Annotated in this window: 20 protein-coding genes; 2 read left to right on the forward strand and 18 right to left on the reverse strand. The window is 72.2% G+C overall.

Features of this window, described 5'->3' with window-relative positions; all coding sequences use genetic code 11:
* Positions 1-16: 16 nt before the first annotated feature.
* The 15 genes from ACIBJG_RS13295 to ACIBJG_RS13365 all read right to left on the reverse strand — a co-directional run bounded on the left by ACIBJG_RS13295 (position 17) and on the right by ACIBJG_RS13365 (position 15,778).
* Entirely contained in the window at positions 17-682 is a 666-nt protein-coding gene (locus ACIBJG_RS13295; RefSeq protein ID WP_399307589.1) for a flavodoxin family protein, read from the reverse strand.
* Positions 652-1,251 (reverse strand): anthranilate synthase component II, encoded by a 600-nt coding sequence (locus tag ACIBJG_RS13300; protein ID WP_399307590.1) that lies wholly within the window; start codon positions 1,249-1,251, stop codon positions 652-654. The genes ACIBJG_RS13295 and ACIBJG_RS13300 overlap by 31 nt, the downstream gene beginning before the upstream one ends.
* Positions 1,248-2,741, reverse strand: a complete 1,494-nt coding sequence (locus tag ACIBJG_RS13305) for an anthranilate synthase component I family protein (RefSeq protein ID WP_399307591.1) — start codon at positions 2,739-2,741, stop codon at positions 1,248-1,250. Before ACIBJG_RS13305 ends, ACIBJG_RS13300 begins: the two co-directional genes overlap by 4 nt.
* Positions 2,742-2,883: 142 nt before the next feature.
* Complete coding sequence (locus ACIBJG_RS13310) at positions 2,884-3,561, reverse strand: phenylalanine--tRNA ligase beta subunit-related protein (protein ID WP_399307592.1); 678 nt, start codon at positions 3,559-3,561, stop codon at positions 2,884-2,886.
* Positions 3,558-4,871: a Gfo/Idh/MocA family protein gene (locus ACIBJG_RS13315; protein ID WP_399307593.1), complete on the reverse strand. Its 1,314-nt coding sequence runs from the start codon at positions 4,869-4,871 to the stop codon at positions 3,558-3,560. The genes ACIBJG_RS13310 and ACIBJG_RS13315 overlap by 4 nt, the downstream gene beginning before the upstream one ends.
* 81 nt (positions 4,872-4,952) lie before the next feature.
* Positions 4,953-6,068, reverse strand: coding sequence for an Ldh family oxidoreductase (locus ACIBJG_RS13320; protein ID WP_399307594.1), 1,116 nt, complete (start codon positions 6,066-6,068; stop codon positions 4,953-4,955).
* Positions 6,069-6,112: 44 nt separating this feature from the next.
* Positions 6,113-7,420: a M20/M25/M40 family metallo-hydrolase gene (locus ACIBJG_RS13325; RefSeq protein WP_399307595.1), complete on the reverse strand. Its 1,308-nt coding sequence runs from the start codon at positions 7,418-7,420 to the stop codon at positions 6,113-6,115.
* Positions 7,413-8,315 (reverse strand): sugar phosphate isomerase/epimerase family protein, encoded by a 903-nt coding sequence (locus tag ACIBJG_RS13330; protein WP_399307596.1) that lies wholly within the window; start codon positions 8,313-8,315, stop codon positions 7,413-7,415. Before ACIBJG_RS13330 ends, ACIBJG_RS13325 begins: the two co-directional genes overlap by 8 nt.
* A 5-nt stretch (positions 8,316-8,320) precedes the next feature.
* The gene (locus ACIBJG_RS13335) at positions 8,321-9,445 is read right to left on the reverse strand and encodes a DegT/DnrJ/EryC1/StrS family aminotransferase (RefSeq protein WP_399307597.1); all 1,125 of its coding nucleotides are present in this window, start codon (positions 9,443-9,445) and stop codon (positions 8,321-8,323) included.
* A complete protein-coding gene (locus tag ACIBJG_RS13340) occupies positions 9,442-10,602 on the reverse strand; it encodes a DegT/DnrJ/EryC1/StrS family aminotransferase (protein ID WP_399307598.1) in 1,161 nt (386 codons plus the stop codon). Before ACIBJG_RS13340 ends, ACIBJG_RS13335 begins: the two co-directional genes overlap by 4 nt.
* Entirely contained in the window at positions 10,599-11,396 is a 798-nt protein-coding gene (trpA, locus tag ACIBJG_RS13345) for a tryptophan synthase subunit alpha (RefSeq protein ID WP_399307599.1), read from the reverse strand. Before trpA ends, ACIBJG_RS13340 begins: the two co-directional genes overlap by 4 nt.
* Positions 11,396-12,580, reverse strand: coding sequence for a tryptophan synthase subunit beta (trpB, locus tag ACIBJG_RS13350; RefSeq protein WP_399307600.1), 1,185 nt, complete (start codon positions 12,578-12,580; stop codon positions 11,396-11,398). The genes trpA and trpB overlap by 1 nt, the downstream gene beginning before the upstream one ends.
* Complete coding sequence (locus ACIBJG_RS13355; protein WP_399307601.1) at positions 12,577-13,374, reverse strand: indole-3-glycerol-phosphate synthase; 798 nt, start codon at positions 13,372-13,374, stop codon at positions 12,577-12,579. The genes trpB and ACIBJG_RS13355 overlap by 4 nt, the downstream gene beginning before the upstream one ends.
* Positions 13,374-14,438: an anthranilate phosphoribosyltransferase gene (gene trpD, locus ACIBJG_RS13360; RefSeq protein WP_399307602.1), complete on the reverse strand. Its 1,065-nt coding sequence runs from the start codon at positions 14,436-14,438 to the stop codon at positions 13,374-13,376. Before trpD ends, ACIBJG_RS13355 begins: the two co-directional genes overlap by 1 nt.
* On the reverse strand, positions 14,438-15,778 hold the full coding sequence (locus ACIBJG_RS13365; RefSeq protein ID WP_399307603.1) for a nucleotide sugar dehydrogenase: 1,341 nt from the start codon (positions 15,776-15,778) through the stop codon (positions 14,438-14,440). The genes trpD and ACIBJG_RS13365 overlap by 1 nt, the downstream gene beginning before the upstream one ends.
* 107 nt (positions 15,779-15,885) lie before the next feature.
* Here ACIBJG_RS13365 and ACIBJG_RS13370 point away from each other — a divergent pair, with 107 nt between their 5' ends.
* Positions 15,886-17,286 carry a PLP-dependent aminotransferase family protein gene (locus ACIBJG_RS13370; RefSeq protein WP_399307604.1) on the forward strand — a complete coding sequence of 467 codons (1,401 nt, stop codon included), beginning with the start codon at positions 15,886-15,888 and terminating at the stop codon, positions 17,284-17,286.
* 16 nt (positions 17,287-17,302) lie between these two features.
* Here the strand turns inward: ACIBJG_RS13370 and ACIBJG_RS13375 are convergent, their stop codons facing one another.
* The 3 genes from ACIBJG_RS13375 to ACIBJG_RS13385 all read right to left on the reverse strand — a co-directional run bounded on the left by ACIBJG_RS13375 (position 17,303) and on the right by ACIBJG_RS13385 (position 19,886).
* Positions 17,303-17,977: a response regulator gene (locus ACIBJG_RS13375; protein ID WP_399307605.1), complete on the reverse strand. Its 675-nt coding sequence runs from the start codon at positions 17,975-17,977 to the stop codon at positions 17,303-17,305.
* Entirely contained in the window at positions 17,961-18,962 is a 1,002-nt protein-coding gene (locus tag ACIBJG_RS13380; RefSeq protein WP_399307606.1) for a sensor histidine kinase, read from the reverse strand. Before ACIBJG_RS13380 ends, ACIBJG_RS13375 begins: the two co-directional genes overlap by 17 nt.
* Positions 18,963-19,130: 168 nt before the next feature.
* Positions 19,131-19,886, reverse strand: a complete 756-nt coding sequence (locus ACIBJG_RS13385) for a 4'-phosphopantetheinyl transferase family protein (RefSeq protein WP_399307607.1) — start codon at positions 19,884-19,886, stop codon at positions 19,131-19,133.
* Positions 19,887-20,280: 394 nt separating this feature from the next.
* Between ACIBJG_RS13385 and ACIBJG_RS13390 the strand changes: the two genes are divergently transcribed.
* Positions 20,281-21,192, forward strand: a complete 912-nt coding sequence (locus ACIBJG_RS13390; protein WP_399307608.1) for a UbiA family prenyltransferase — start codon at positions 20,281-20,283, stop codon at positions 21,190-21,192.
* The last annotated feature ends 247 nt before the right edge of the window (positions 21,193-21,439 follow it).

Genomic DNA, 21,439 nt, shown 5'->3' on the forward strand with positions numbered 1-21,439 from the left:
GCACCGGCCGGGCTGTTCACCCCGTGGGGCTGAGCAGCCCGGCCCTTTCGTTGCGGGGCAGCGACAGCAGCCGTGCGGTGTCCCCGCGGCCGCCGTGCGGCAGGAGCAGGAGCCGCAGCAGGTCGACCATGCGGTCGATCAGCCCGCGCGCGGCGGCCAGGCCCTCCTCGTCCTCGCCGGGCGCGAACTGGTCGTGCACGAAGGCGGGGAAGCCGCTGCCCGGCACGATCATCCGGTTGAGCAGGACGTTGTCGATGAGCTGCCCGTAGACCCGGTCGTGGCTGTAGCGGCGGCCGGTGACGACCACTCCGGCCACCTTGTTGGCGAGCGGGCGGTCGAAGCGCAGGTGGCCGACCCCGGCCCGCTCGATGAAGTTCTGCATGACGCCTGCCAGCCCGAATCCGTGCACCGGCGCCGCGTACAACACCCCGTCGGCCCGGACCAGCCGGTCCACCAGGGCCGGGACGTCGTCGTTCACGGCGCACGGCAGCGGCCGGACGTTGCAGTCGCCGCACGGCCCGCAGGGCGTGATGTCGTACTCGGCGAGCGGGATGACATCGAGGTGCACACCGTGCTCGGCGGCCTGGGCGGCGAGCATGCGCAGCACCCTTCCCGTGAGCCCGTCGGGCCGTTCGGAGCCGTTGAGGGCGGCTATCGACGCCCAGGGACCGTGGTCGACCATGGCTGTATCCCTTCGAGGAAGTTGGCGATGAACGCGGATCCGGTCTGCGTGGTGATGCTTTCGGGATGGAACTGGACGCCCTCGACGGCCAGCCGGCGGTGACGGAGCCCCATCACGCAGCCGTCCTCGCGGGCCCGTGCGGTGACCATGAGCTCGTCGGGAAGCGGGTCCGCGACGGCCAGTGAGTGGTAGCGGGTGACCTCGGTGCGGTCGGCGAGTCCCGTGAAGACCCCGGAGCCGTCGTGGTCGAGGCGGCTGGTCTTGCCGTGCACGATGCGCGCCGCCCGCTCGATCCGGCCGCCGTAGGCGAGCCCGATGGCCTGGTGGCCCAGGCAGATCCCGAGCAGCGGGACGCGGCCGGCGAAGTGGCGTACGAGTTCCGGGTGGCCGGAGTCGGCCGGGTGCCCGGGGCCGGGGCCGAGCACGACCGCGTCCGGGCGGCGGGCGTCCAGCTCGGCCGGGGAGTGGGTGAGCGCGGTGACGACGTCCGTGTGGGCGCCCTGCTCCCGCAGATAGTGGTCGATGATGTGGACGAAGCTGTCGCGTGCGTCGACGAGCAGGATTCTCATGCGCTCAGCGCCTCACCCGTCAGGGCGGCGTACACCGCGCTCATCTTGATCAGCGTCTCGCGCCACTCCCCGTCGGCCGTGGAGTCGGCGACGACGCCGGCGGACGCCTGCAGGGCGTAGGTCCCGGTGCCGGGGTCGTGGACGGCGGTACGGATGCACAGGGCGAGGGTCGCCGCCTGTCCCCGTACGTCGATCAGGCCCAGCGCGCCCGCGTAGGCGCCGCGCGGCCGGCCCTCGATCTCCTGGATCAGCTCCATGGCGCGGACCTTGGGCGCCCCGGTCATGGTGCCCGCGGGGAACGTGGCGCGCAGGGCGGACCACACGTCGGCGCCGTCGGCCAGCTCGCCGCGGACCGTGGAGACGAGGTGGTGGACCTGGGCGAAGTGCTCGACCGCCATCATCCGTTCGACGGCGAGGGTGCCCGGCACACAGACCCGCGCCACGTCGTTGCGGCACAGGTCGACGAGCATGATGTGCTCGGCGCGTTCCTTCTCGTCGGTGTGCAGTTCGGCCACCCGGCGGGCGTCCTCGGCGGGGTCGGCGGCCCGCGCGATCGTGCCGGCGATGGGCCGCATCGCCAGGGTCCGGCCCTCGATCCGCAGCAGGAGCTCGGGGCTGGCCCCGACCAGGGTGCGGCCCGCCCACGGCACCAGGTACATGTACGGCGACGGGTTGCTCCGGCGCAGCCGCCGGTAGGCGTCGATGGCCGGCAGCGGCGTCGTCACCTCGATGCGGTGGCCGATCTGGATCTGGTAGACGTCGCCCGCCCTGATGTGCTCCAGGCAGCGCCGCACCCGGTCGGTGAACTCCGCCCGGCGCACGGTGCGTCGCACGGCGTACGGCCGGGCAGCGGGCAGCTCGGTGGCCTCGGCCTCGTCCGGCAGGGTGCGTACCAGTGCGTAGAGATCGGCGCCCAGCGCCCCGGGTCCACCGAACTCGGGCGCGTATGCGTGAAGTTGGTGGCTCTCGCCGGTCGCCAGGTTGTAGGTGACGACGTGCCGGAAGAGCGTGAGGGTGATCTCCGGGTCATGGCCGGGAGCGCGTGGCGGCAGCTGCTCCAGTTGCCAGGCGGCCTCGTAGCCGAGCACGGCGAGGAACCCGAAGGCGTACGTGTCGAGCGGTACGCCGGTCTCCACGGCGAAGGCCCCGTTCACCGCCTCCAGCAGGTGCCGGACGCCGTCGCGGGCGCGGTCGGTGAGCGGTCGCAGCCGGTCCACCAGCTCCGGCACCCCGTCCAGGACGGCCTGTCCGTCCCGCACCGTGATCCGGGCCAGCGCCTCGGCGCCGACCGCGGCGAAGCGGCAGTCCTCGTCGGGGCCGGCCAGGCTCTCGAAGAGGAACACCTGATCCTCGCCGAGCAGCCGGCGCAGCTCGGCGCCCAGGGCGAGCGGGGCGTGCGGCGGCAGGGCGGTCCGCGCCACGGTCACCCGCAGGGGTGCGGCGACCGCCCGGGGTGGTGCTGCGGCGGGCTCGACGGCGGTCATGGTCATCGTGGGCGGTCTCTTTTCGGTACGGGGGTCGGTCAGCGACGTGAGTCCAGCCAACCAACAGCGCGTACCTGCCCGGCAGTCCACTGTTCCGGGGCGGCGGCGGACCACTTGACCGCCCCGCCCGGAAGGGCTCCGGGTGCCGCTACCCCGCTGTGCCGCCCAGCAGTGCGGCGGCCTCCAGCAGGGCGTCCCGGCAGGTGTCCTCGTCGACGCCGGGTACCGAGCAGGCCAGCAGCAGTACCCGGCGGGTCTCCTCGGTCACCGCCTGGTGCACGCCGTCCCGGTGGGCGAACTGCGACAGCACGCGCTTCTCGTCGGCGAGCACGAGCCCGCCCGCCTCCAGGGTCACCGGGCCGTCCGCGCCGAGTGCGGTGAACTCCTCGGTGCCGTCGGTCAGTCGCAGCGCCACCTCGCCCTCCAGCATGTCCCGGTCGAACAGGCCGAGCGCGACGAGGCTGCGTACCGCCACCGCGTTGACCGCGTCGACGGCCGGGTTGATCCGCGGCCAGGCGCCGAGCGGCTTGGCGCGCAGTCCCCGGTCGATCAGCGCCTGAACGGAGGGCGGGCGCTTGTCGGGGTGGCTGCCGAGCAGGCGGCTCAACTCCCGATAGGCCGCCACGTTCGGGGCCGCGCGCACCTCGGCGCGGCTCGCCCCGGTCCACTCGGCGTGCGCCTCGGCCCAGACCGCGTCGGCCGGTGCGGGGCCGGCGGCGGGGATCTGCGCCTCCAGGGTCAGCACCTGGACGCCGGGCACGAGTGCGCGGGCCTCGGGTGTCACGGCGACCTTGCGGAAGGTGGGGGTGCCCTGTGCGGTGGTCATCGGGTTCCTCCGGAGAAGGTGAAGGTGTCCAGCGTATGCAGGTCCAGGTCCTCGGCCGTGAGGACGCGTTCGGTGTCGATCAGGATGTTGTAGTGGTTCGGCGCGTGGCACTCGTCGAATCCGGCCACCCGCCCGATCGGCCCGCGCGGTCCCGAGACCACGTCGCCCCGGTCGATCACCGTGCCCGTGGGGAACTCGGCGAAGCCCAGGAACCCCACGTGGTCGACGCGGTCCCCGGTGGCGGAGGGCAGGTCGGTGGTGGTGACCAGCTCGTGCACGTCGCCGGCCCGCACACAGCGCGACTGCCAGGGTGACAGCCGCATGCCCCGGTCCGTACGCCGGTGGAACAGCAGCTTCACCAGGTGGGCCGAAACCGGCTCCTTGGCGGGCATCCGCAGCCGCTGCTCCTTGGTCCGGCCGATGCCGTACGCCTCCTCGACCAGGTCGACGATGTGCGGTCCCCGGTCCGGCTCGCTCCGGCCGTCCCGCACCACCCGGTGGAAGTCCGCCATGATGCCGGCGTACTCGTGGTCGAGGGAGGACTTGAACGCCTCGAAGCCGTCCAGCATGTCGGCGTGCAGCTCCCGGCCGTCCTTGAGGTGCACGGTGATGTCCTTGCGCTCACCGGTCTCCAGGGCCCAGTCCAGGTCCACCTGGACGGGGATGCCGTCGGCGGTGGCCAGGCCCAGTTCGGCGCAGAACTCGACGCCGGCCCTGACCTCCCCGATCGTGGCGTCGGTCAGCGTGAGGGGGCCGAGCACGGTCTCCAGGGCGTCCAGGGCGTTGGGGCCGTTGTCGATGACGCAGCCGCCGCCGCAGCGGTCGAGGTCCTGGTACCAGCGGTCGGCGCCGGTGTGCTCCTCGATCTTCTCCTGGTAGCGGCTGGTGACGTGCGAGATGAGTGCGGGCTCCGGCAGCCGGTCCGCCAGCTCCCGCACATGGGTGTTGTAGCGGCGGTGGAAGGCGGTGAACAGGGTCGCGTCGTGCTCGTCGGCCAGCCGCATCAGGCGGTGCGCGTCCGCGGCGTGGACGGTCAGCGGCTTCTCGCAGCAGACGTGGACGCCGGCCCGCAGGACGTCGGCCACGACCGGGGCGTGCGCGTGGTTGGGCAGGGTGACGACGACGCCGTCCACCAGGCCGGAGGCGAGGAGGTCGCGGTGGTCCGTGAACATGACGGTCCCCGGGGCGAATCCGGTGAGCTTGGACCGGTCGAGGTCACAGACGGCGGTCAGGCGGAGCTCCGGGTCGTCCTCGATGGCCTGCAGGAAGAAGGGGGCGATGACGCCCACTCCGATCACTCCGATACGCATGATGGTCCGGTCCTCTCCGTGTTCTTCGTGGATGGTTGTGCGACGTCGTGCGACGTCGTGCGACGTCGTGCGACTCTGCGGTCAGGCCACCGGCTGGAGGCTCCGGCCGGTCAGCGCGGCGGGTGCCCGCACGGTCAGCTGCTCGGCGAGCGCGGCCAGGCCCTCGGCGACCGGGCCCGGCAGCTCGACGCCGTCGCGCTGCGACTGCGCGTACCGCAGGGCCTCGGGGGCTCCCGGGTAGGTGACGCCCCGCGTCGCGTACGCGGCGGCCGGGGAGCCCACGACCGTGTCGAGCAGGATGCGGTTCTCGGCGGCGATCGCCCGGGCCGAGCCGAACGCCGACGGGTCGATCACGATCGCGGTGTGCCCCACGTTGTCGTCGCCCGCCGGTTCGCCCTTCAGCACGCCGGGCCGGGGGCCGTACGCGGCGCCGGAGAGCGGCCCGCACAGCAGGTCCACCAGCAGGGCGAGCCCGAAGCCCTTGGCGCCACCGGTCGCGGCGGGCCCGCCGAGCCAGGCGACGTCCGCCTCCTCGGCCATGAAGTCGGCCGGGTCCGAGGTCGGGGTGCCGTCGTGGCGGACCAGCCACTCCTGCGGGACCTCCTGGCCCTCCCGGTGGGCGGCCTTGATCTTTCCGGTGGCGACCACCGTGGTGCTCATGTCGAGGACGAACGGCGCGCCCTCGGTCACCGGGACGGCCGCGCTGAGCGGGTTGGTGCCGAGCATCCGCACGGTGCCGCCGAGCGGCGGGGCGACGCCCTGGGCGCCGCAGTTCGTCATGGCGATACCGATCAGACCGGCGGCCGCCGCCTTCTGCGTGTAGTAGCCGGCGCTGCCGAAGTGCGTGCTGTTGCGTACGGCGACCATGCCGATGCCGGTCTGCCGCGCCTTCGCCATGGCGATGTCCATGGCCAGGTCCATGGTGACCAGGCCGAGACCGCGGTCCCCGTCGAGCAGGGCGGCACCGGCGGTCTCCTGCACGACGTGGGGTGCCGCGCCGGCGTCGATCCGGCCGTCGAGCAGGCGGGGGGCGTAGATGTTCACCAGCCCGTTGGTGCCGTGGGTGGTGAAGCCGTTGGCGTCGGCGTACGTGATGACGTCGGCGGCGGTGCGCGCCGATTCGCTGTCCAGGCCGCACTCCGTGAGGACGTTGCGGACGAAGGCGGTGAGCTCGGCGAGGGGAACACGGACGGTCATGGCAAGTCCTTTGATTCGTGGAGAAGTTGGCGGGAAATGGCCGGTCAGGCCGCACGGGCGGCGAACGCGTGCACCAGGTCCTTGATGCGCAGGGCATACGTGTCCAGGTCGTCCAGATGCACGAACTCGTCCGCGGTGTGCGCCCCGTTGGCATCGAGGCGGCCCGGCCCGCAGGCCACGACATAGCGGCCGGGGCCCGGCGCCCAGATCGCGTCACAGGTGAACGCCGAGCCGTCGGCGAGACCGTCGTGACGCGAGAACCCGGCGTCGTTGAGCATGAGTTCGGCCTCCGCATCGCGGTTGTTCAGGGTGGGCAGGCCCTGCTTCAGCCAGTCGAGGCGGACGATCCGGCGCCAGTCCTTCACCGTGCGGCGACTGAACGGGTCGTGCGCGTGCAGGTGGGCGAACTCGGTACGCGCCTCCTCGATCAGCACTTCGAGGGAGGCGGCGAGCAGCTCGGCCTGCTCGGTCGCCGGGTAGGCGATGTTGAGCAGCAACTGCCCCGTCCCGTAGACCCGGTTGTGCGCGGAGCCGGTGTGCAGACCCGAGACGCAGAGCTTGGCTCCCATGCCGTGGGCGAGCGGGCCGAGCCGGCGGGCGAGGAAGTCCGCGAGGAATCCCAGCAGCACGGTGGCGTTGTGCCCGTCCGCGGGGTGGTCGTCGGTGGAGTCCTGGCCCGTCACCGTGATCCGCGGTGTCATCGCTGCGGTGCAGCCGTCCATGAAGGTGTTCCCGGTCGGCTCGGCGAACACCATCAGGCGCCCGGTGTACCCCGCGTCGATCAGCGCACGCGTGCCGTACGTGCCCATCGCGCCGCCCTCCTCGCCGGGCACGGAGGCGATCTGCACCTCGATCCGGTCCGCCAGCCCCGGGTCCTCCGCGAAGGCGGCGGCGACCCCGGCCACGGCGGCGACGCCCGAGCCCTTGTCGTCGACGGCACCCCGGCCGTGCAGGATCCGCCCCTCCAGGCGCGGCGGGACGTGCGGCCCGACCGTGTCCATGTGGAAGTTGACGACCATCCGCCGCTCCTGCGGCTGCGGGGACCCGTGGGCGACCACCACGGAGGGCTGACCGGCCAGGAACGCGGGGAGGTTGCGGCCGGCCGCCTCCCGTACCGTGGCCGGCACCTCGGGGCGCTCCAGCAGTTCGGGCGCGGGCGGCCCGTGCAGTGCGGTGCGGAAGCCGCGCTCGACGGCACCGTCCAGGAAGATCCGCTGCGCGCGGGCCGCCCCGTCCAGCGGGCCGCCCTCCAGGGGCGAGACCGAGTCGACGGCCATCAGCTCGGTCAGCCACTCCAGGTCCGCGGCCGCGAGGCCGCCGTCGGTGCGGGTGGTGCGGGCCGTCTCAGCCATGATGGCTCTCCTCCCAGTACTTCCGGCTGTCCGTGGTGTCGATGCCGAGCAGCCCGGCGCACTGCCGGGCGTACTCCCGGTAGCCGTCGGCGAGGGCGGCCGGATCGCCCGACAGTCCGAGGTGCGGGATGTGGGCCATGTGCGGCTCCAGGCTGTAGTAGCCGCGGTAGCCGTCCTCCTCCAGCAGCCGTACGCACCGGGCGACGTGGGCCGTGCCCTCGCCGGGCATCGTGAACTCGGCCGTGCCGCCGGAGCGGACCCCGTCCTTGATGTGCACGTGCTCCACCCACGGCGCCACCCGCCGCAGGAAGTCGAGGGAGTCGTAGCCGTAGGCGAGCCCGTTGCCCGTGTCGAACAGCAGCCGCAGCCGGGGGCTCGCGACCTCCTCCAGCATGTGCACCGTGTGCGCGGCGCTCTGCCCGGCCCAGCCCTGGCAGTTCTCGTGCAGCAGGGTCACGCCCAGCCGCTCGGCCTCGCGGGTCAGCATCCGCATCCGGCGCAGCGACTCGGTGCGCCACTCGCGCTCCGGCCGGCCGTCGTTGGGGTACGACATGACGCGCAGCCGGTCGCAGCCGAGCAGGGCCGCCGCCTTGGCCGAGCGCTCCAGCGCCGCCAGTTCGCCGTCCATGCCGGTGGCGACGGTGGTGGACCAGGAGCCCACCGGGGTGTCCACGACCGGCACCCGCAGACCGGCGACGATGGTGCGCCGGGCCAGGTCGGCGGCGTCCCCCGCGGGCAGCTCGTGCAGGCCGCGCCCGTCGACGGTACGCAACTCGATCGCTTCCATGCCCAGTTCGTGGTGGATGGCCAGCTGTCCGGCCAGATCGGGGGCGGCCTCGTCCCCGATGCCGCACAGGCGGTCCGCGGTGATGCCCGGGACGTCTCGTACGGACACGGTGCTCACCTCCCCGCCGTGTAGAAGCGGTTGACGGCGGCGACGACGCGCTCGGCCGCTCCCGGTGCCATGTCCGGGTGCAGGGGTAGTGCGAGCGCCTCGCGGGAGAGCTGTTCGGCCACGGGGAAGTCGCCGGGCCCGTAACCGAGGTGGGCGAACGCGGGCTGCAGGTGGAGGGGGCGCGGGTAGTAGACGGCCGTCTCGATGCCCTGGCCGGCCAGCTGGGCGCGCAGCTCCTCGCGCTCCTGGGCGCGCACCACGTACGTGTAGACGGAGCGGCCCTCGAACCCGGCCGGCGGGGGCAGCAGCGCCGGGGCGAGCGGGCGCAGCCCCTCCTCGTAGATCGCGGCGATCTCGCGGCGCCGCTCCAGCAGCCGGTCCAGGTGCGGCAGTTTGCGCAGCAGGAAGCCGGCGGTCAGCTCGTCCATCCGGCAGTTGAAGCCGAGCAGTTCGTGGTAGAAGCGCTTGCCGGCGGGCTGGCCGTGGTTGCGCAGCATCCGGGCGGTACGGGCGAGGCCGGGGTCGTCCGTGACGATCATCCCGGCGTCGCCGATGCCACCGGCGGGCTTCGCCGGGAAGAAGGAGTACACCCCGGCGTGCCCGTGCCGGCCGGCGGGCTTGCCGTCCACCTCGGCGCCCAGCGCGATCGCGCTGTCCTCGACCAGGTGCAGCGAGTGCCGGGCGGCGATCTCCGCGAACGCGCCCATCTTCGGTGAGCCGCTGAACAGGTAGGCCGGCAGCAGCGCCCGGGTGCGTCCGGTGACGGCGGCCTCGGCGGCGGCCGGGTCGAGCAGGCCCGTCTCGTACTCGACGTCGGCGAAGACGGGGCGGGCCCCGCGCAGGGCGACGGTGGAGGCGGTGGAGACGAAGGAGAAGGCGGGGGTGACGACCTCATCCCCGTCACCGAGGCCGAGCGCGGCCAGGATCACGGTCAGCGCTCCGGTGCCGCTGGCCACGGCGACGGCGTGCGCGGCGCCGGTGCGCCCGGCGATCTCCGCCTCCAGGCGCTCGACCCGGGACTTCAGGATGAACTCGTCGCTCTCGGCGACCTCCTGGAAGACCTCCACGAGGTCGTCGGCCCAGTCGGCCGAGCGGGCGGGCCAGTCGAAGTACGGGATGACGGTGGTCACGATGCGGCTCCGTAGAAGGCGTGGACCAGAGCGGCGACGCGGTCGGCCTGCTGGTCGGTGAGGTCGGGGTAGAGGGGCAGCGCCAGGGCGCGCCGCGCGGCGGCCTCGGACACCGGGACGGGGTGGCGGGAGCCGGGCAGCGGAGCGAGCAGCGGCTGGTCGGTGAGCGGGCGCGGGTAGTACGCCTCGGTGCCGACGCCGTGGGCCTCCAGGTAGGCGGCCAGCTCGTCCCGGCGGTCGCACTCGATCAGGTAGACGTAATAGACCTGGTTGCTCGGCGTCTTGGCGGGCGCCATCCAGGGCGTGGTCACCGTCCCGGCGAGCGGGGCGAGCAGCCGGTCGTAGCGGGCGGCCAGTTCGGCGCGCCGGCCGGTCTCCTCGCTGAGGCGCTCCAGGCGGTGCAGCAGGAAGGCCGCGTGCAGTTCGTCGCAGCGGCTGTTGTAGCCGAGCTCCTGGTAGACGTACGCACCGTCGGTGTCGTACGCGCCGTCCGTGCCCTGGCCGTGCAGCCGCAGCCGCCGGGCGCTCGCGGCGATCTCGTCGTCGTCCGTGAGCAGCATGCCCGCGTCGCCGAGCGAGCCCAGGGTCTTGGTGGGGAAGAAGGAGAGCACCCCGCCGCTGCCCCACAGGCCCGCGTGCACCCCGCCCGCCCGCATGTCGATGCCCTCGGCGCTGTCCTCCAGCAGCAGGAGCCCGTGCCGGTCGGCCAGGTCCTTCAGCACCTCCATGTCGGCCATCTGCGAGAACAGGTGCACCGGCATGATCGCCCTGGTGCGCTCGGTGATCGCGGCCTCGGCGCGCTTCGGGTCCATCGCGTAGCTGCCGGGCAGCACGTCCACCAGCACCGGATCGGCGCCCACGTGCAGGACGGACGAGGCGGTGGCGAAGAAGGTGTACGCCGGGACGATCACCTCGTCGCCGGGGCCGATGCCCGCCGCCCGGAGGAGGATCACGAGGGCGTCGGTTCCGTTGGCGACGGCCACCGCGTGCCGGGCGCCGGTGCGTGCGGCGATCGCGGCCTCCAGTTCGGCGGTGACCGGGCCCGAGGTGAACCGGCCGGAGGCGGCGACCTGGCGGACCATGGCCTCCAGCCGGGTCCGGTCACGGCGGGCGGACGCGGCACCGCTGAAGAACGGGATGGCGGTGGCCTCACTCATCGCGTGGCCGCCTTGAGGGAGGAGACCAGCCCGCTGACGGCCCGGCGGCGGCCGGCCGCGTCCCGGGCGGCGCCGATGGCCTGGAGCAGCGCGCTGCCCACGATGACGCCGTCCGTCTTGCCGTGCAGCGATGCCACGTGTTCCGGGCGGGAGATGCCGAACCCGACGGCCATCGGGGTGTCGCCGGCCGCGCGCACCCGCTCCAGATAGGCGTCGAGGCCCGGGTCCAGGTCCTTGCGGACCCCGGTGACGCCGTTGGCGGCGAGGACGTAGAGGAAGCCGCGGGAGGCGGCGGCGGAGGCCGCGATGCGCTCGGCCGAGCTGCCGGGAGCGGTGAAGAACGTCTGGCCCAGCTCGTTGGCCTCGGCGTGCGCCAGCCACTCGGCGCCCTCGCTGACCGGCAGGTCGGGGACGACGAACCCGTCGACGCCTGCCGACCTCGCGTCGTCGTACAGCTGGGTGAGGCCGTAGCGCAGGAACGGGTTGCAGTACCCCATCAGCACGATCGGTGCCTCGACCCCGGCGGCACGCGCCTCGGCGACCACGTCGAGGGTGGCGGCGGCGGTGGTGCCGGTGTCCAGGGCGGCCTGGCCGGTGGCCTGGATGACCGGGCCGTCGCCCAGCGGGTCGGAGAACGGGACACCGAGCTCGATGACGTCGGCGCCCGCCTCCACCGCGGCGGAGATCAGTCCGACGGTCTCGCCGAGCAGCGGGTAGCCGGAGGTGATGTAGGCGACCAGGGTGGTCTCGTCCTTGGTCCGGTTGTCGGTGAAGGTCTGTTCGATGCGCTTCATCAGGAGGTCTCCTCACGCTGCTTCAGGGCGGCCATGGCGGAGGTGAGGTCCTTGTCACCGCGGCCGGAGAGGTTGACGAGGACGGTGGAGCCGGGAGCGCACTCGCGGGCCACCTTCAGGGCGCCGGCCACGGCGTGCGCGGACTCCAGGGCCGGGAGGATGCCCTCCTGGGCGCTGAGGGCGACGAACGCGTCCAGGGCCTCGTTGTCGGAGGCGGAGATGTACTCGACCTTCCCGGTGTCCTTGTAGTGCGAGTGCTCGGGGCCGACGCCCGCGTAGTCCAGGCCGGGGGCGATGGAGTGGGTGAGCTGGATCTGCCCGTCGTCGTCCTGCAGCAGGTAGGTGCGGGTGCCCTGCAGGACGCCGGGGTCGCCGTAGAGCAGCGGGGCCGCGTGCCCGCCCTGACCGCCCTTGCCCTCACCGGCGGCCTGTACGCCGACGAGGCGCACCGGGTCGTCGAGGAAGGCGCTGAACATCCCGGCCGCGTTGGAGCCGCCGCCGACACAGGCCACGACCGCGTCGGGCAGCTTGTCGTTCGCCTCCAGGAACTGGGCGCGGGCCTCGCGGCCGATGACCGACTGGAAGTTGCGCACGATCGTCGGGAAGGGGTGCGGGCCGACGACCGAGCCGAGCAGGTAGTGCGTGGTGTCGGGGCGTGCGATCCACTCGCGGATCGCGGCGTTGATGGCGTCCTTCAGCGTCGCCGTGCCCAGGTCGACCAGCTCTACGCGAGCGCCGAGCAGCTTCATCCGCTGAACGTTGGGAGCCTGGCGTTCGGCGTCGACCCGGCCCATGTACACGGTTGCTTCGAGGCCGAGGTAGGCACAGGCCGCGGCCACGGCCACCCCGTGCTGACCGGCGCCGGTCTCGGCGATGATCTGCTTCTTGCCGAGGCGGCGGGCGAGCAGCGCCTGCCCGACCGAGTTGTTGATCTTGTGGGCGCCGGTGTGGGTGAGGTCCTCGCGCTTGAGCCAGAGCTTGACGCCGTTCTCCGTCGCGCCGAGCCGGTGCAGTTCGGTGATCGGCGTGGGCCGGCCGACGAACATCTTGAGGAGCTTGTCGAGCTCCGCGGTGAACTCCGGGTCGAGCAGCGCCTTCTGGTACTCCTCCTCCAGTTCCTGCAGCGGGCCCACCAGGGTCTCCGCGACGAACTGTCCGCCGTACTCGCCGAATCGGCCGTTCACGAGGCCACCTCCAGAATCGGGACCCCGGTGTAGGACCGCAGCTGGGCGGCGGGGTCGTTGCTGCTGAGCAGGGACTCGCCGATCAGCGCGGCGTCGAAGCCGTGCGCGGCGATGCGTTCGATGTCGGGGCGGCCGGCGAGGCCGCTCTCGCTGACGGTCAGCACGCCGCGCGGGATGTCGCGGCGCAGCCTGGCCGAGTTGTCCAGATCGACCGAGAAGGTCTGCAGGTCCCGGTTGTTGATGCCGACGATGCGGGCGCCGGCGGTCAGCGCCCGGTCCACCTCGTCCTGGGTGAAGGTCTCCACCAGCGCGTCGAGGCCGAGACCGTGCGCGGTCCGCACCAGGTCGGTCAGCAGCGCGTTGTCGACGGCGCGGGCGATGATCAGGACGCCGTCGGCGCCGCTGTCGTGGGCGAGCGTCACCTGGCGGACGTCGACCAGGAAGTCCTTGAAGAGGACGGGGACGGTGACGTCGGGGTGTTCGGCGACGGTGCGGACCAGCTCGGGCGAGCCGCCGAAGTAGGGCGAGTCGGCGAGCACGGAGATGGCGGAGGCGCCTCCCGCGATGTAGCTCCGGGCGGTGGGAACCGCCTGTGCGGGGTCCAGCAGCTGTCCCTTGGAAGGGGACTTGGGCTTGATCTCGGCGATGACCGAGACCTCGGACCCGCCGAGTGCCGCGGCGAGCCGGCCGGGTACGGAGGCCGTCCTGCGGCCGCGGGCTGCGGCGTCGGCTGCCACCGGGCCGCTCCAGGCGGCACGTTTGGCGGCGACAATGTCGTCGAGGTGGGTGGCCATCAGCTGCTCTCCGGGGTGATCGAGGCGGTCGAGGTGATCGGGGTGCGGGCGAGCCGGGCGGCCAGGGCGGCCGGGGCCCCCTGCCGCACGGCGGTCCGGGCGAGGTCGAGTGCGGACTCCAGGTCCGGCGCGGACCCGGCCAGTTGGAGCACGGCGGCCGCGTTCAGCAGCACCGTGTCGAGGAGCGGGGCGGAGGCCGTCCCGTCGAGGACCTGGCGGGCCAGGACCGCGTTACGTGCCGTGTCGCCGCCCTCCAGCTCGGTGCGGCCCGCCGGCCGCAGCGGCAGTCCGGACGGGTCGACGGTGAACTCGGTGAGCTCGCCGCCGTCCACCTGGAGCACCCGCGCCGGGCCCGCCGTGGTCAGCTCGTCCATCCCGTCGAAGCCCTGGATGACCCAGGTCCGCCGGTAGCCGAGCCGCAGGGCGGCCTGCGCCAGGACCTCCTGGTCCTGCCGGGTCGCGGTGCCGATGAGCCGGCCGGTCAGCGGGACCGGGTTGGCGAGCGGGCCGGACAGGTTGAACAGGGTGCGGAAGCCGAGCCGGCGGCGGACCGGGGCCAGCCTGCGCAGCGCCGGATGGAGCGCGGGGGCGAAGAGGAACGCGAACCGGTGCCCGGCCAGCAGCTCCGTAATGCGCTCCCCCGGGTCGAGTTCGATGCCCAGGGCCTCCAGCAGGTCGGCGCTCCCGCACTGCGAAGTCGCCGCCCGGTTACCGGCCTTGGCCACGGTCGCCCCGGCCGAGGCCGCGACCAGAGCGGCCAGCGTGGAGATGTTGACCGAGCCGCTGCCGTCACCCCCGGTGCCGACCACATCGACCGCCTGGCCCGTCCAGCCGACCGGCCTGGCCACCGCGAGTACCGCCTCCACCGCGGACGCCACCAGCACGGGGGTCGCCCCGCCCACCGCGACGGCTGTCAGGAAGGCAGCGGCGTCCACCTCGTCCGTCGTCTCGTCCAGCAGCTCCGCCACCGCCGCCCGGGCCGCCTCGGCCGACACCGTACGACCCGCGACCGCGTCCCGGGTGACGGTGGGGAGCGCACGGCCGGCGAGCAGGGTGGCCGCCATCACAGCACCGCCACATTGCTGGCCGCCGCGAGCTTGTTGTGGGTGTCCAGGACGACCGGCGGGATGCCCCACAGCAGGTCCTGCTCCAGGCCGGGCACGGAGGTGACCATCACCGCCGCGTCCAGCTGCGCCAGCTCCACCACCGCCCAGTCGGCCGCCGCGACCGGCTCCCCGTCGACGACGAGGCCCGCAACCAGCGGATCGTGGTACGAGACGACGGCCCCGGCGGCGCGCAGGCCCCGGATGACGTCCAGGGCGGGCGCGTTACGCAGATCGGCGACGCCGGACTTGTAACTGACCCCGACGACCAGCACCTTGGCGCCCCGCAGCGACGAGCCGCGCTCCTCGACGAGCTCCGCGAGCCGTTCCACGACCTGCCACGGCCGCTGCTCCACGCGCTCGAACGCGGCGGCCACCAGCTTCATCTCGGTGCCGGCCCGGTCCGCGGCCTCCCGCAGGAACAGCGGGTCGACCGGGATGCACTCGCCGCCCACGCCCGGACCCGGGTAGTGCGGGAGGAAGCCGTAGGGCTTGGTGGCGGCGGCGTCGATCACCTCACGGACGGGTATGTCCAACTTCCGGCACAGGTCCGACAGTTCCAGCGTGAGGCTGATGTTGACCAGGCGGAAGGTGTTCTCGAAGACCTTCGAGAGCTCGGCGACCTCCACCCGCGACACCGGGACCACCGTCGCGCAGACCAGCCCGAACAGGGCCGCCGCGCGGCGGGTGCACTCCTCGGTGAGACCGCCCACCACCTTCGGGGTGTTGGCCAGGTTCCAGCCGCTGGTGTTGGCGGGGTCGACCCGTTCCGGGGCCATCGCCACGTGGAAGTCGGCGCCCGGCTCCAGGCCGGTGGCGCGGGCCAGGGCGGCGGCCGCGGCCGCCGTGGTGCCCGGCGGGACCGTGGACTGCAGGATCAGCAGCGTGCCGCGGCGCAGCAGCGGAGCCACCGAGTCCATCGCGGCCTGCACGTAGTCCAGGTTGGCCTGCTGGTCACCGGTGACCGGGGTGGGTACGCAGACGATCAGGACGTCCGAGCCGGCCAGCTCGCCGGCCTCGGTGGTCGCCTTCAACCGGGCGCCCACAGCGGCGAGTTCGGCGTCACTCACATCCGGCAGGTAGGAGGTCCCGCTCGCCACCAGGCCGACCCGCCCGGCGTCGGTGTCCATACCGAGCACCGGAAGACCGGCCGTGGCGAAGCCGAGACCGAGCGGCAGACCGGTGTATCCGAGGCCGACGATTCCCACCCGCAGGGTGCGGCGCTCGATCTTCTCGTCGAAGAGGCTCGCGCCGTCCCGCCCATGGATCACGGGAGCGAGTACGCCAGTCATTTCAACCATGGTGTTCTCCCTCTGAGTGCTATAAATAAAGGCCGTTGGCGTGATCAAGTAGGCCAGTGGGCGAGGGGGACCACCCAGACCACTGCGGGGGAGACGGAGCAGACCAGATGGCCTGGCATCTGTCGGTGCAAGTGGACCGGGACTCGGCGGTACCACTCACCGCGCAGCTCCAGAACGCCATCAAGACCAGGGTCGAGGACCGGGTTCTGCACCCCGGGTCACGCCTGCCGTCGAGCCGTCAACTCGCCCTGGACCTGGGCCTTTCCCGCAGCGTGGTGGTCGAGGCGTACGAGCAGCTGATCGCCGAGGGCTATCTGGACGCGGTCCGCGGATCGGGCACCCACGTCGCCCGCAAGATGCCCGAGAGCGTCGGCGACACGTCGCTGCTGGACTCCCGTCCGGCGACGAGTGCGCGCTGGGATCTGCGGGTCGGCATAGCGAACCTGTCGAACTTCCCCCGCCAGGAGTGGCTCAACTCCTATACGAAGGTGCTCCAGAACGTCGGCCGCGAAGGCATGGACTACCCCCCTGTCGCCGGCATCGCCGAGCTGCGCAACGAACTCTCCGGCTATCTGGGCCGGGTGCGCTCGGTGCACACCGAACCCGGACAGGTCATGGTCACCGCCGGATTCGCCCAGGGGCTGGCGCTGCTCTCCGACTCCCTCCAGCGCCTCGGCATCCAGGAACTGGCCATCGAGGAGCCGGGACACAGCGGACAGCGCCGCTTCATCCTGGACACCGGGCTCACCCCCCTGCCGGTGCCGGTCGACGAGGAGGGCCTGATCGTCGAGGCCCTGGAGCGCACGGGCGCACGCGCGGTCCTGGTCACCCCCGCGCACCAGTTCCCGACCGGGGTCATGATGTCGCCGGAGCGCCGGCAGCAGCTCCTGGCCTGGGCACGGGCCCGGGACGGCTGGATCATCGAGGACGACTACGACGGCGAGTTCTGGTTCGACCGCGGCGTCCGGCCCACCGCCCTCCAGGAGGGCGACCCGGAGCGGGTGGTGTACGCGGGCACCACGAGCAAGGTCCTGGTCCCCGGCCTGCGCCTGGGCTGGCTGGCGATACCGCCGAAGCTGTACCCCCTGATGGAACGGGTCCGCTCCCGCCAGGACCAGGGCTCCGACACCCTCACCCAGCTGGCCTTCGCCGAGCTGATGCGCAGCGGTCTGCTGGACCGGCACCTGCGCCGGGTCCGCTCCCGCTACCGCTCACGCCGCGAGGCCCTGGCCGCGGCCGTCCACGAGTCCCTGCCGGAGGCCCGCATCATCGGCTGCGCGGCCGGCCTGCACAGCTACGCCGTGCTGCCCATCGGAACCGACGAGGCGGCCGTGGTGCACGGCGCCCTGCGCCGCTCGGTCCTGGTCCGCAGCGGCGGGGCGTTCCGGTTCGGCGGGCCGCCCGGTGAGCCGGGTCTGCTCCTGGGGTACGGCTCGCTGCCCCTCACGGGCATCTCCGAGGCCGTGGCGGCGATCGGCGCGTCGTACGAGGAAGCACGCCGCAGCTGAGGGCCGAGGGGGCCTTTCAGCGCATCGAACGGCCCCGGGGGGCCGCGATCAGTTTCTGGGCCAGCGCCTTGTTCACCGCGTCGATGCGCGACACCGCGTCCAACTTGTCGAAGATATTGCGCAGATGACGCTTGACGGTGCCCTCGGTGATGCCGAGCCTGGCCGCGATCTGCCGGTTGCTCATGGCCTCCGCGACGCACGTCAGCACCTCGCGCTCGCGCGGCGACACCGGACCCGCCTCCTGGTCGTGCGGCTGGTCACCGCCCGCCGTGTAGCCCGAGCGCGGGACCAGGATGGTGATCTGGTCGTCCTCCCTAGCGGCGTTGCGGACCGCGCTCAGCAGCGCGGCCCGCGAGACGCTCTTGTGCAGATAGCCCCGGGCGCCCAGCTGCAGCAGCTCATGGACGAGCGGCTGGTCGTCGTACATGGTGAGGATGATGATCCGCAGTGCGGGGAAACGTTCCAGCAGCCCGCGTACGGCCGCCCGGGGGTGGTGGTCCGGCATCTCCACGTCGAGCAGCAGCACGTGCGGCTGATGCCGCTCCACGAGCTCGGCCAGCGCCCGCCCGCTGCTCGCCTGGGCGACGACCTGGAGGTCGTCCTCCGCGTTGAGCAGTTCGGCCAGCGCGGTGCGCAGCAGCGTGTGGTCGTCGGCCGCGAGGATGCGGATCAGTTCAGGTCGCGCGTTCAACGGAATCACCTGGGAGGTCCATCAGGGGGATCGTGATCGTGACCCGGGTGCCGCCGTCGTCCGGGGCGCTGGTGAACAGGATCGTCCCGCCCAGCAGTTCGACCCGTTCGGTGGCCGAGGCGATCCCGTTGGCCCGGCCCGCCGTGGCGACGGCCGAGACGTCGAAGCCGCGGCCGTCGTCCTCGATCAGCGCCTGCACCTTGTACGGTGCGATGTCCACCGCCGCGAGCACGTGCTCGGCCTCGGCGTGGGCCAGGGAGTTGCGCAGGCACTCGCGCACCACGAGGAACACCTCGTCGAGCACGTCCTGCGGGGCCCACTCCTCACTGCCGTTGACCTGGATCCGCACCTTGGAGGGGGTGATCTCCATCGACTCCAGGAACGCGGTGAACGCCGACTCCAGCGTGCCCTCGCGGTCGGCCCGGCGCAGCTGGGTGACCAGGTCGCGGATGATGCCGAGGGACTCGGTGAGGGTGTCCTTGACGGCACCGATCCGCGCGGCGACCTCATGTGGGCTGGATTCCCAGGTCAGTTCGTGCAGCTCTACGCGGCGCAGGGCCAGGCTGACGTGGTTGCCGAGGTGGTCGTGGATCTCGCGGGCGAGCTGCCGCTGCCCGGCCGCGTTGACCTCCCGTACCGTGTTCAGCAGGTAGGTGTCGTGCCCGATCGCACCGGCTTCCAGCCGTCTGCCGATCCCCCGTTGCAACGTACGCACGCCGGCCTGGAAGCCGTCGAACGCGGCGGGCGAGTCCACCATCGCCCTGCCGAGCGCATCGAAGACGATGTCGAAGAGGATCATCCCGGCACGGATGGAGTGCACGGCGTCGATGCCCTGCGTCGCCCGTTCCACCCCCAGGCCCTCGACCTGCTGGATCAGCCGGTCGCGCACATCGGCGCGGCCGAGACGCAGGCTGTCCGCACAGTCCCGGATGATGCGCTCGGCCTGCAGGGCACAGGTGTGCCAGGTGTCCTCGGTAGCGACCAAGGGACTTTTGATCTTTTCGAGCCGGCCCCGGTAGTCGGACAGTAATTCCTGCGTCCGGGACAGAAGTTGTTCGGCCGTGTCGGATTCAATAAAACCCGAATGCATCAAAAGAGCCCCCACCCTCACCAGAATCCGACTCTCGGATCATCATCGTACGGTTACGGAATGTCAACACGGCTCCCCGCGTCCCACGTTCTGAGACAAGTCGTTCGGCGACCACGAGAAAACGCTTACCACAGCCTCGGGCATCGCCGTGGCAACGCAGCCGACATATCCATCGAGGCAGTCCACATCGTGGACGTACCAATCGGCCGAATCTCCGGAGCGGTATGCGCGCCGTAGTCCGCCGGCATCCGGCGGGCCGACCGAGACAGGTGTGCGCAGTCCGGTTCCGGCCGCTTTGCCCACCGCTTCGACCGCGGTCCAGGTGCGGAATCCGGCGATCCGGTCTTGCGCCCCCACCGCAGGCACCCGGCTCCAGTCGAAAGAGGCACGGAGCCGCTCGACGTCCACACCGACGGCGCCCGGCTCCCCGGCCACACCCACCAGGGCGGCCGCGCCGGAATGAGACAGGCTGAAACCGAGATCCGGCCAGGGCCCGTCCACGAGCACGGGCCGCCCACTGCCGCAGTCGCCGCACACCTCGGGCTCGGGGCAGCGTCGGGTGAAACGGGGCAGACCTGGAGCAACGCCGAGGTAGCCGCCGAGCACGGTACGCAGCGCGAGGTGGGCCCGGCGGTAGCGCCACCGCGCGACGGGGTGACGGATCCGTGCCGCACGGGCACGTTCGCCGGGATCGAGGACCGCGTCCACGCGCTCGGGCGGGACATGGTCCAGGGGGACGGACCAGACATGGATCTCCCCCTCCCCGAGAACCGAGGCTCTCGAGGAAGAGGGCAGGGACGGGGACAGCAGGGTGCGCATGATGGCTTCCCGGGGTCGGAAACGGACCAGGGCTGCCAACGGCCCGTTACGGGAAGCGGGGTGCCGGAAAGGACGGCGCCCGCCTGCTCACCAGCGAAGCGCGGGCGGGAGACGGGCGGGGGGTCCACTTCGGCGGTGGTCCGGCGTACCAGAACGGCGACGTACCGGAACGGCGACGTACCAGAACGGCGGCGCACCGGAACAGCGGCGCACTGGAACGGCGGTGGACGACTCCGGCGGCGGACGACTCCGGCGCCGGGATAATTCGGAATCCGACCCGCCGGTATTCCATGCCTCTTTAGTGGTAGGCATGGCTCATTTGCAGAACAGTCAGGCGGGTCCGCTCATGCCTAGGCTCCTGGTCATGCCTATGGCGACGATACGGCCACTGCCTGTGACTGCACCCAGTGGTCCGAAGTACCGGATTCCAAGCATTCTGCGGCTCTGCATCGAAGAATCCCGCCCCGCCGTTCTCATGGCCTTCCAGCTCCGCTATTTCGCCGGTCTCGCACTGGCGCTCGCGGCGGATCCGGTCATCGGCACGCGGTCGGTGCTTCAGGCGGTGTTCGGCTCCCTCGCATGGTTCGGCGCCATCTTCTACACCTATCTCTACAACGGCTGCATGGATTACCACGAGGACCAGGTCAACGGCTCGGCCCGCCCCATAGCGAGCGGCCGGCTGCCCCGCCACACCGCACTGCTCGTCGCACGCGGCGCGGCCGTCGCGTCGCTGATATCCGCGGTGTGCGCCGGGACCGGCCCGTCGCTGCTGTGCGCGGCGATGCTGCTGCTCGGGCACGCCTACTCCGCGCCCCGCACCGTCTGGAAGAACAGCACGCCCGCGGCGATGGGCGTGGTGTTCCTGTCCGGGCTGCTCACCTACGCCGCCGGCCCCCTCGCGCTCGGCATCTCGCCCAGCTCACCCGCACTGCTCCTCACGGCCCTGTCCATGTCCCTGTGGATGGCACTGGTGGGCGCGGTGGCCAAGGACTTCTCCGATATCGAGGGCGACGCCGCCGCGGGCCGCCGGACCTGGGCCGTCACCCTGGGCGAGCGCCGCACCCGCGTCCTCGTCGCCGCGGGCGCGTGTGCCGTCGGCGCCTTCTTCACCGCCGGGGCGCTGCGCTGGGCCCCGGAGCAACTGCCCACCGCCTGCGTGGTCCTGGTGGGCGGCGTGGCACTGGCCGCCGTGACCCTCGCGGGCCACGCCACCGACGACCGACACCAACGGCGGCGCCCCTACCGCTTCTTCATGGTCACGCAGCACTGCGCGCATCTGGCACTGCTCGCCCAGGCTGTCGCCTGACCGGACGACCGGTACCGCCTGGCGGTACCCGATATTCGGCTCAACACGCGGAACCGCCCGGGAACCACAAAGAGACACGCCCCCTTCCAAAGGCGCATTCACCCACCACTCAAGTGCAACACACCAGCCATACAGGGTGGTTGGAGTGGTTTCATCACCGGGGAAAGCAACGGATCGCAACAATGCGATCCGGACCGCGGAATCCGGGAATGGGAAAGTCGCTGACGCCGGCGACGGGGAACGCGTG

It is taken from the genome of Streptomyces sp. NPDC050422 (assembly GCF_044458665.1).
In the GTDB taxonomy this organism is placed as follows: Bacteria; Actinomycetota; Actinomycetes; order Streptomycetales; family Streptomycetaceae; genus Streptomyces.

Coding starts and splice junctions, on each gene's coding strand:
- ACIBJG_RS13295 (WP_399307589.1), bottom strand. CDS start 682: ATGGTCGACCACGGTCCCTGGGCGTCGATAGCCGCCCTCAACGGCTCC.
- ACIBJG_RS13300 (WP_399307590.1), bottom strand. CDS start 1,251: ATGAGAATCCTGCTCGTCGACGCACGCGACAGCTTCGTCCACATCATC.
- ACIBJG_RS13305 (WP_399307591.1), bottom strand. CDS start 2,741: ATGACCATGACCGCCGTCGAGCCCGCCGCAGCACCACCCCGGGCGGTC.
- ACIBJG_RS13310 (WP_399307592.1), bottom strand. CDS start 3,561: ATGACCACCGCACAGGGCACCCCCACCTTCCGCAAGGTCGCCGTGACA.
- ACIBJG_RS13315 (WP_399307593.1), bottom strand. CDS start 4,871: ATGCGTATCGGAGTGATCGGAGTGGGCGTCATCGCCCCCTTCTTCCTG.
- ACIBJG_RS13320 (WP_399307594.1), bottom strand. CDS start 6,068: ATGACCGTCCGTGTTCCCCTCGCCGAGCTCACCGCCTTCGTCCGCAAC.
- ACIBJG_RS13325 (WP_399307595.1), bottom strand. CDS start 7,420: ATGGCTGAGACGGCCCGCACCACCCGCACCGACGGCGGCCTCGCGGCC.
- ACIBJG_RS13340 (WP_399307598.1), bottom strand. CDS start 10,602: ATGAGTGAGGCCACCGCCATCCCGTTCTTCAGCGGTGCCGCGTCCGCC.
- trpA (WP_399307599.1), bottom strand. CDS start 11,396: ATGAAGCGCATCGAACAGACCTTCACCGACAACCGGACCAAGGACGAG.
- ACIBJG_RS13355 (WP_399307601.1), bottom strand. CDS start 13,374: ATGGCCACCCACCTCGACGACATTGTCGCCGCCAAACGTGCCGCCTGG.
- trpD (WP_399307602.1), bottom strand. CDS start 14,438: ATGGCGGCCACCCTGCTCGCCGGCCGTGCGCTCCCCACCGTCACCCGG.
- ACIBJG_RS13365 (WP_399307603.1), bottom strand. CDS start 15,778: ATGGTTGAAATGACTGGCGTACTCGCTCCCGTGATCCATGGGCGGGAC.
- ACIBJG_RS13370 (WP_399307604.1), top strand. CDS start 15,886: ATGGCCTGGCATCTGTCGGTGCAAGTGGACCGGGACTCGGCGGTACCA.
- ACIBJG_RS13385 (WP_399307607.1), bottom strand. CDS start 19,886: ATGCGCACCCTGCTGTCCCCGTCCCTGCCCTCTTCCTCGAGAGCCTCG.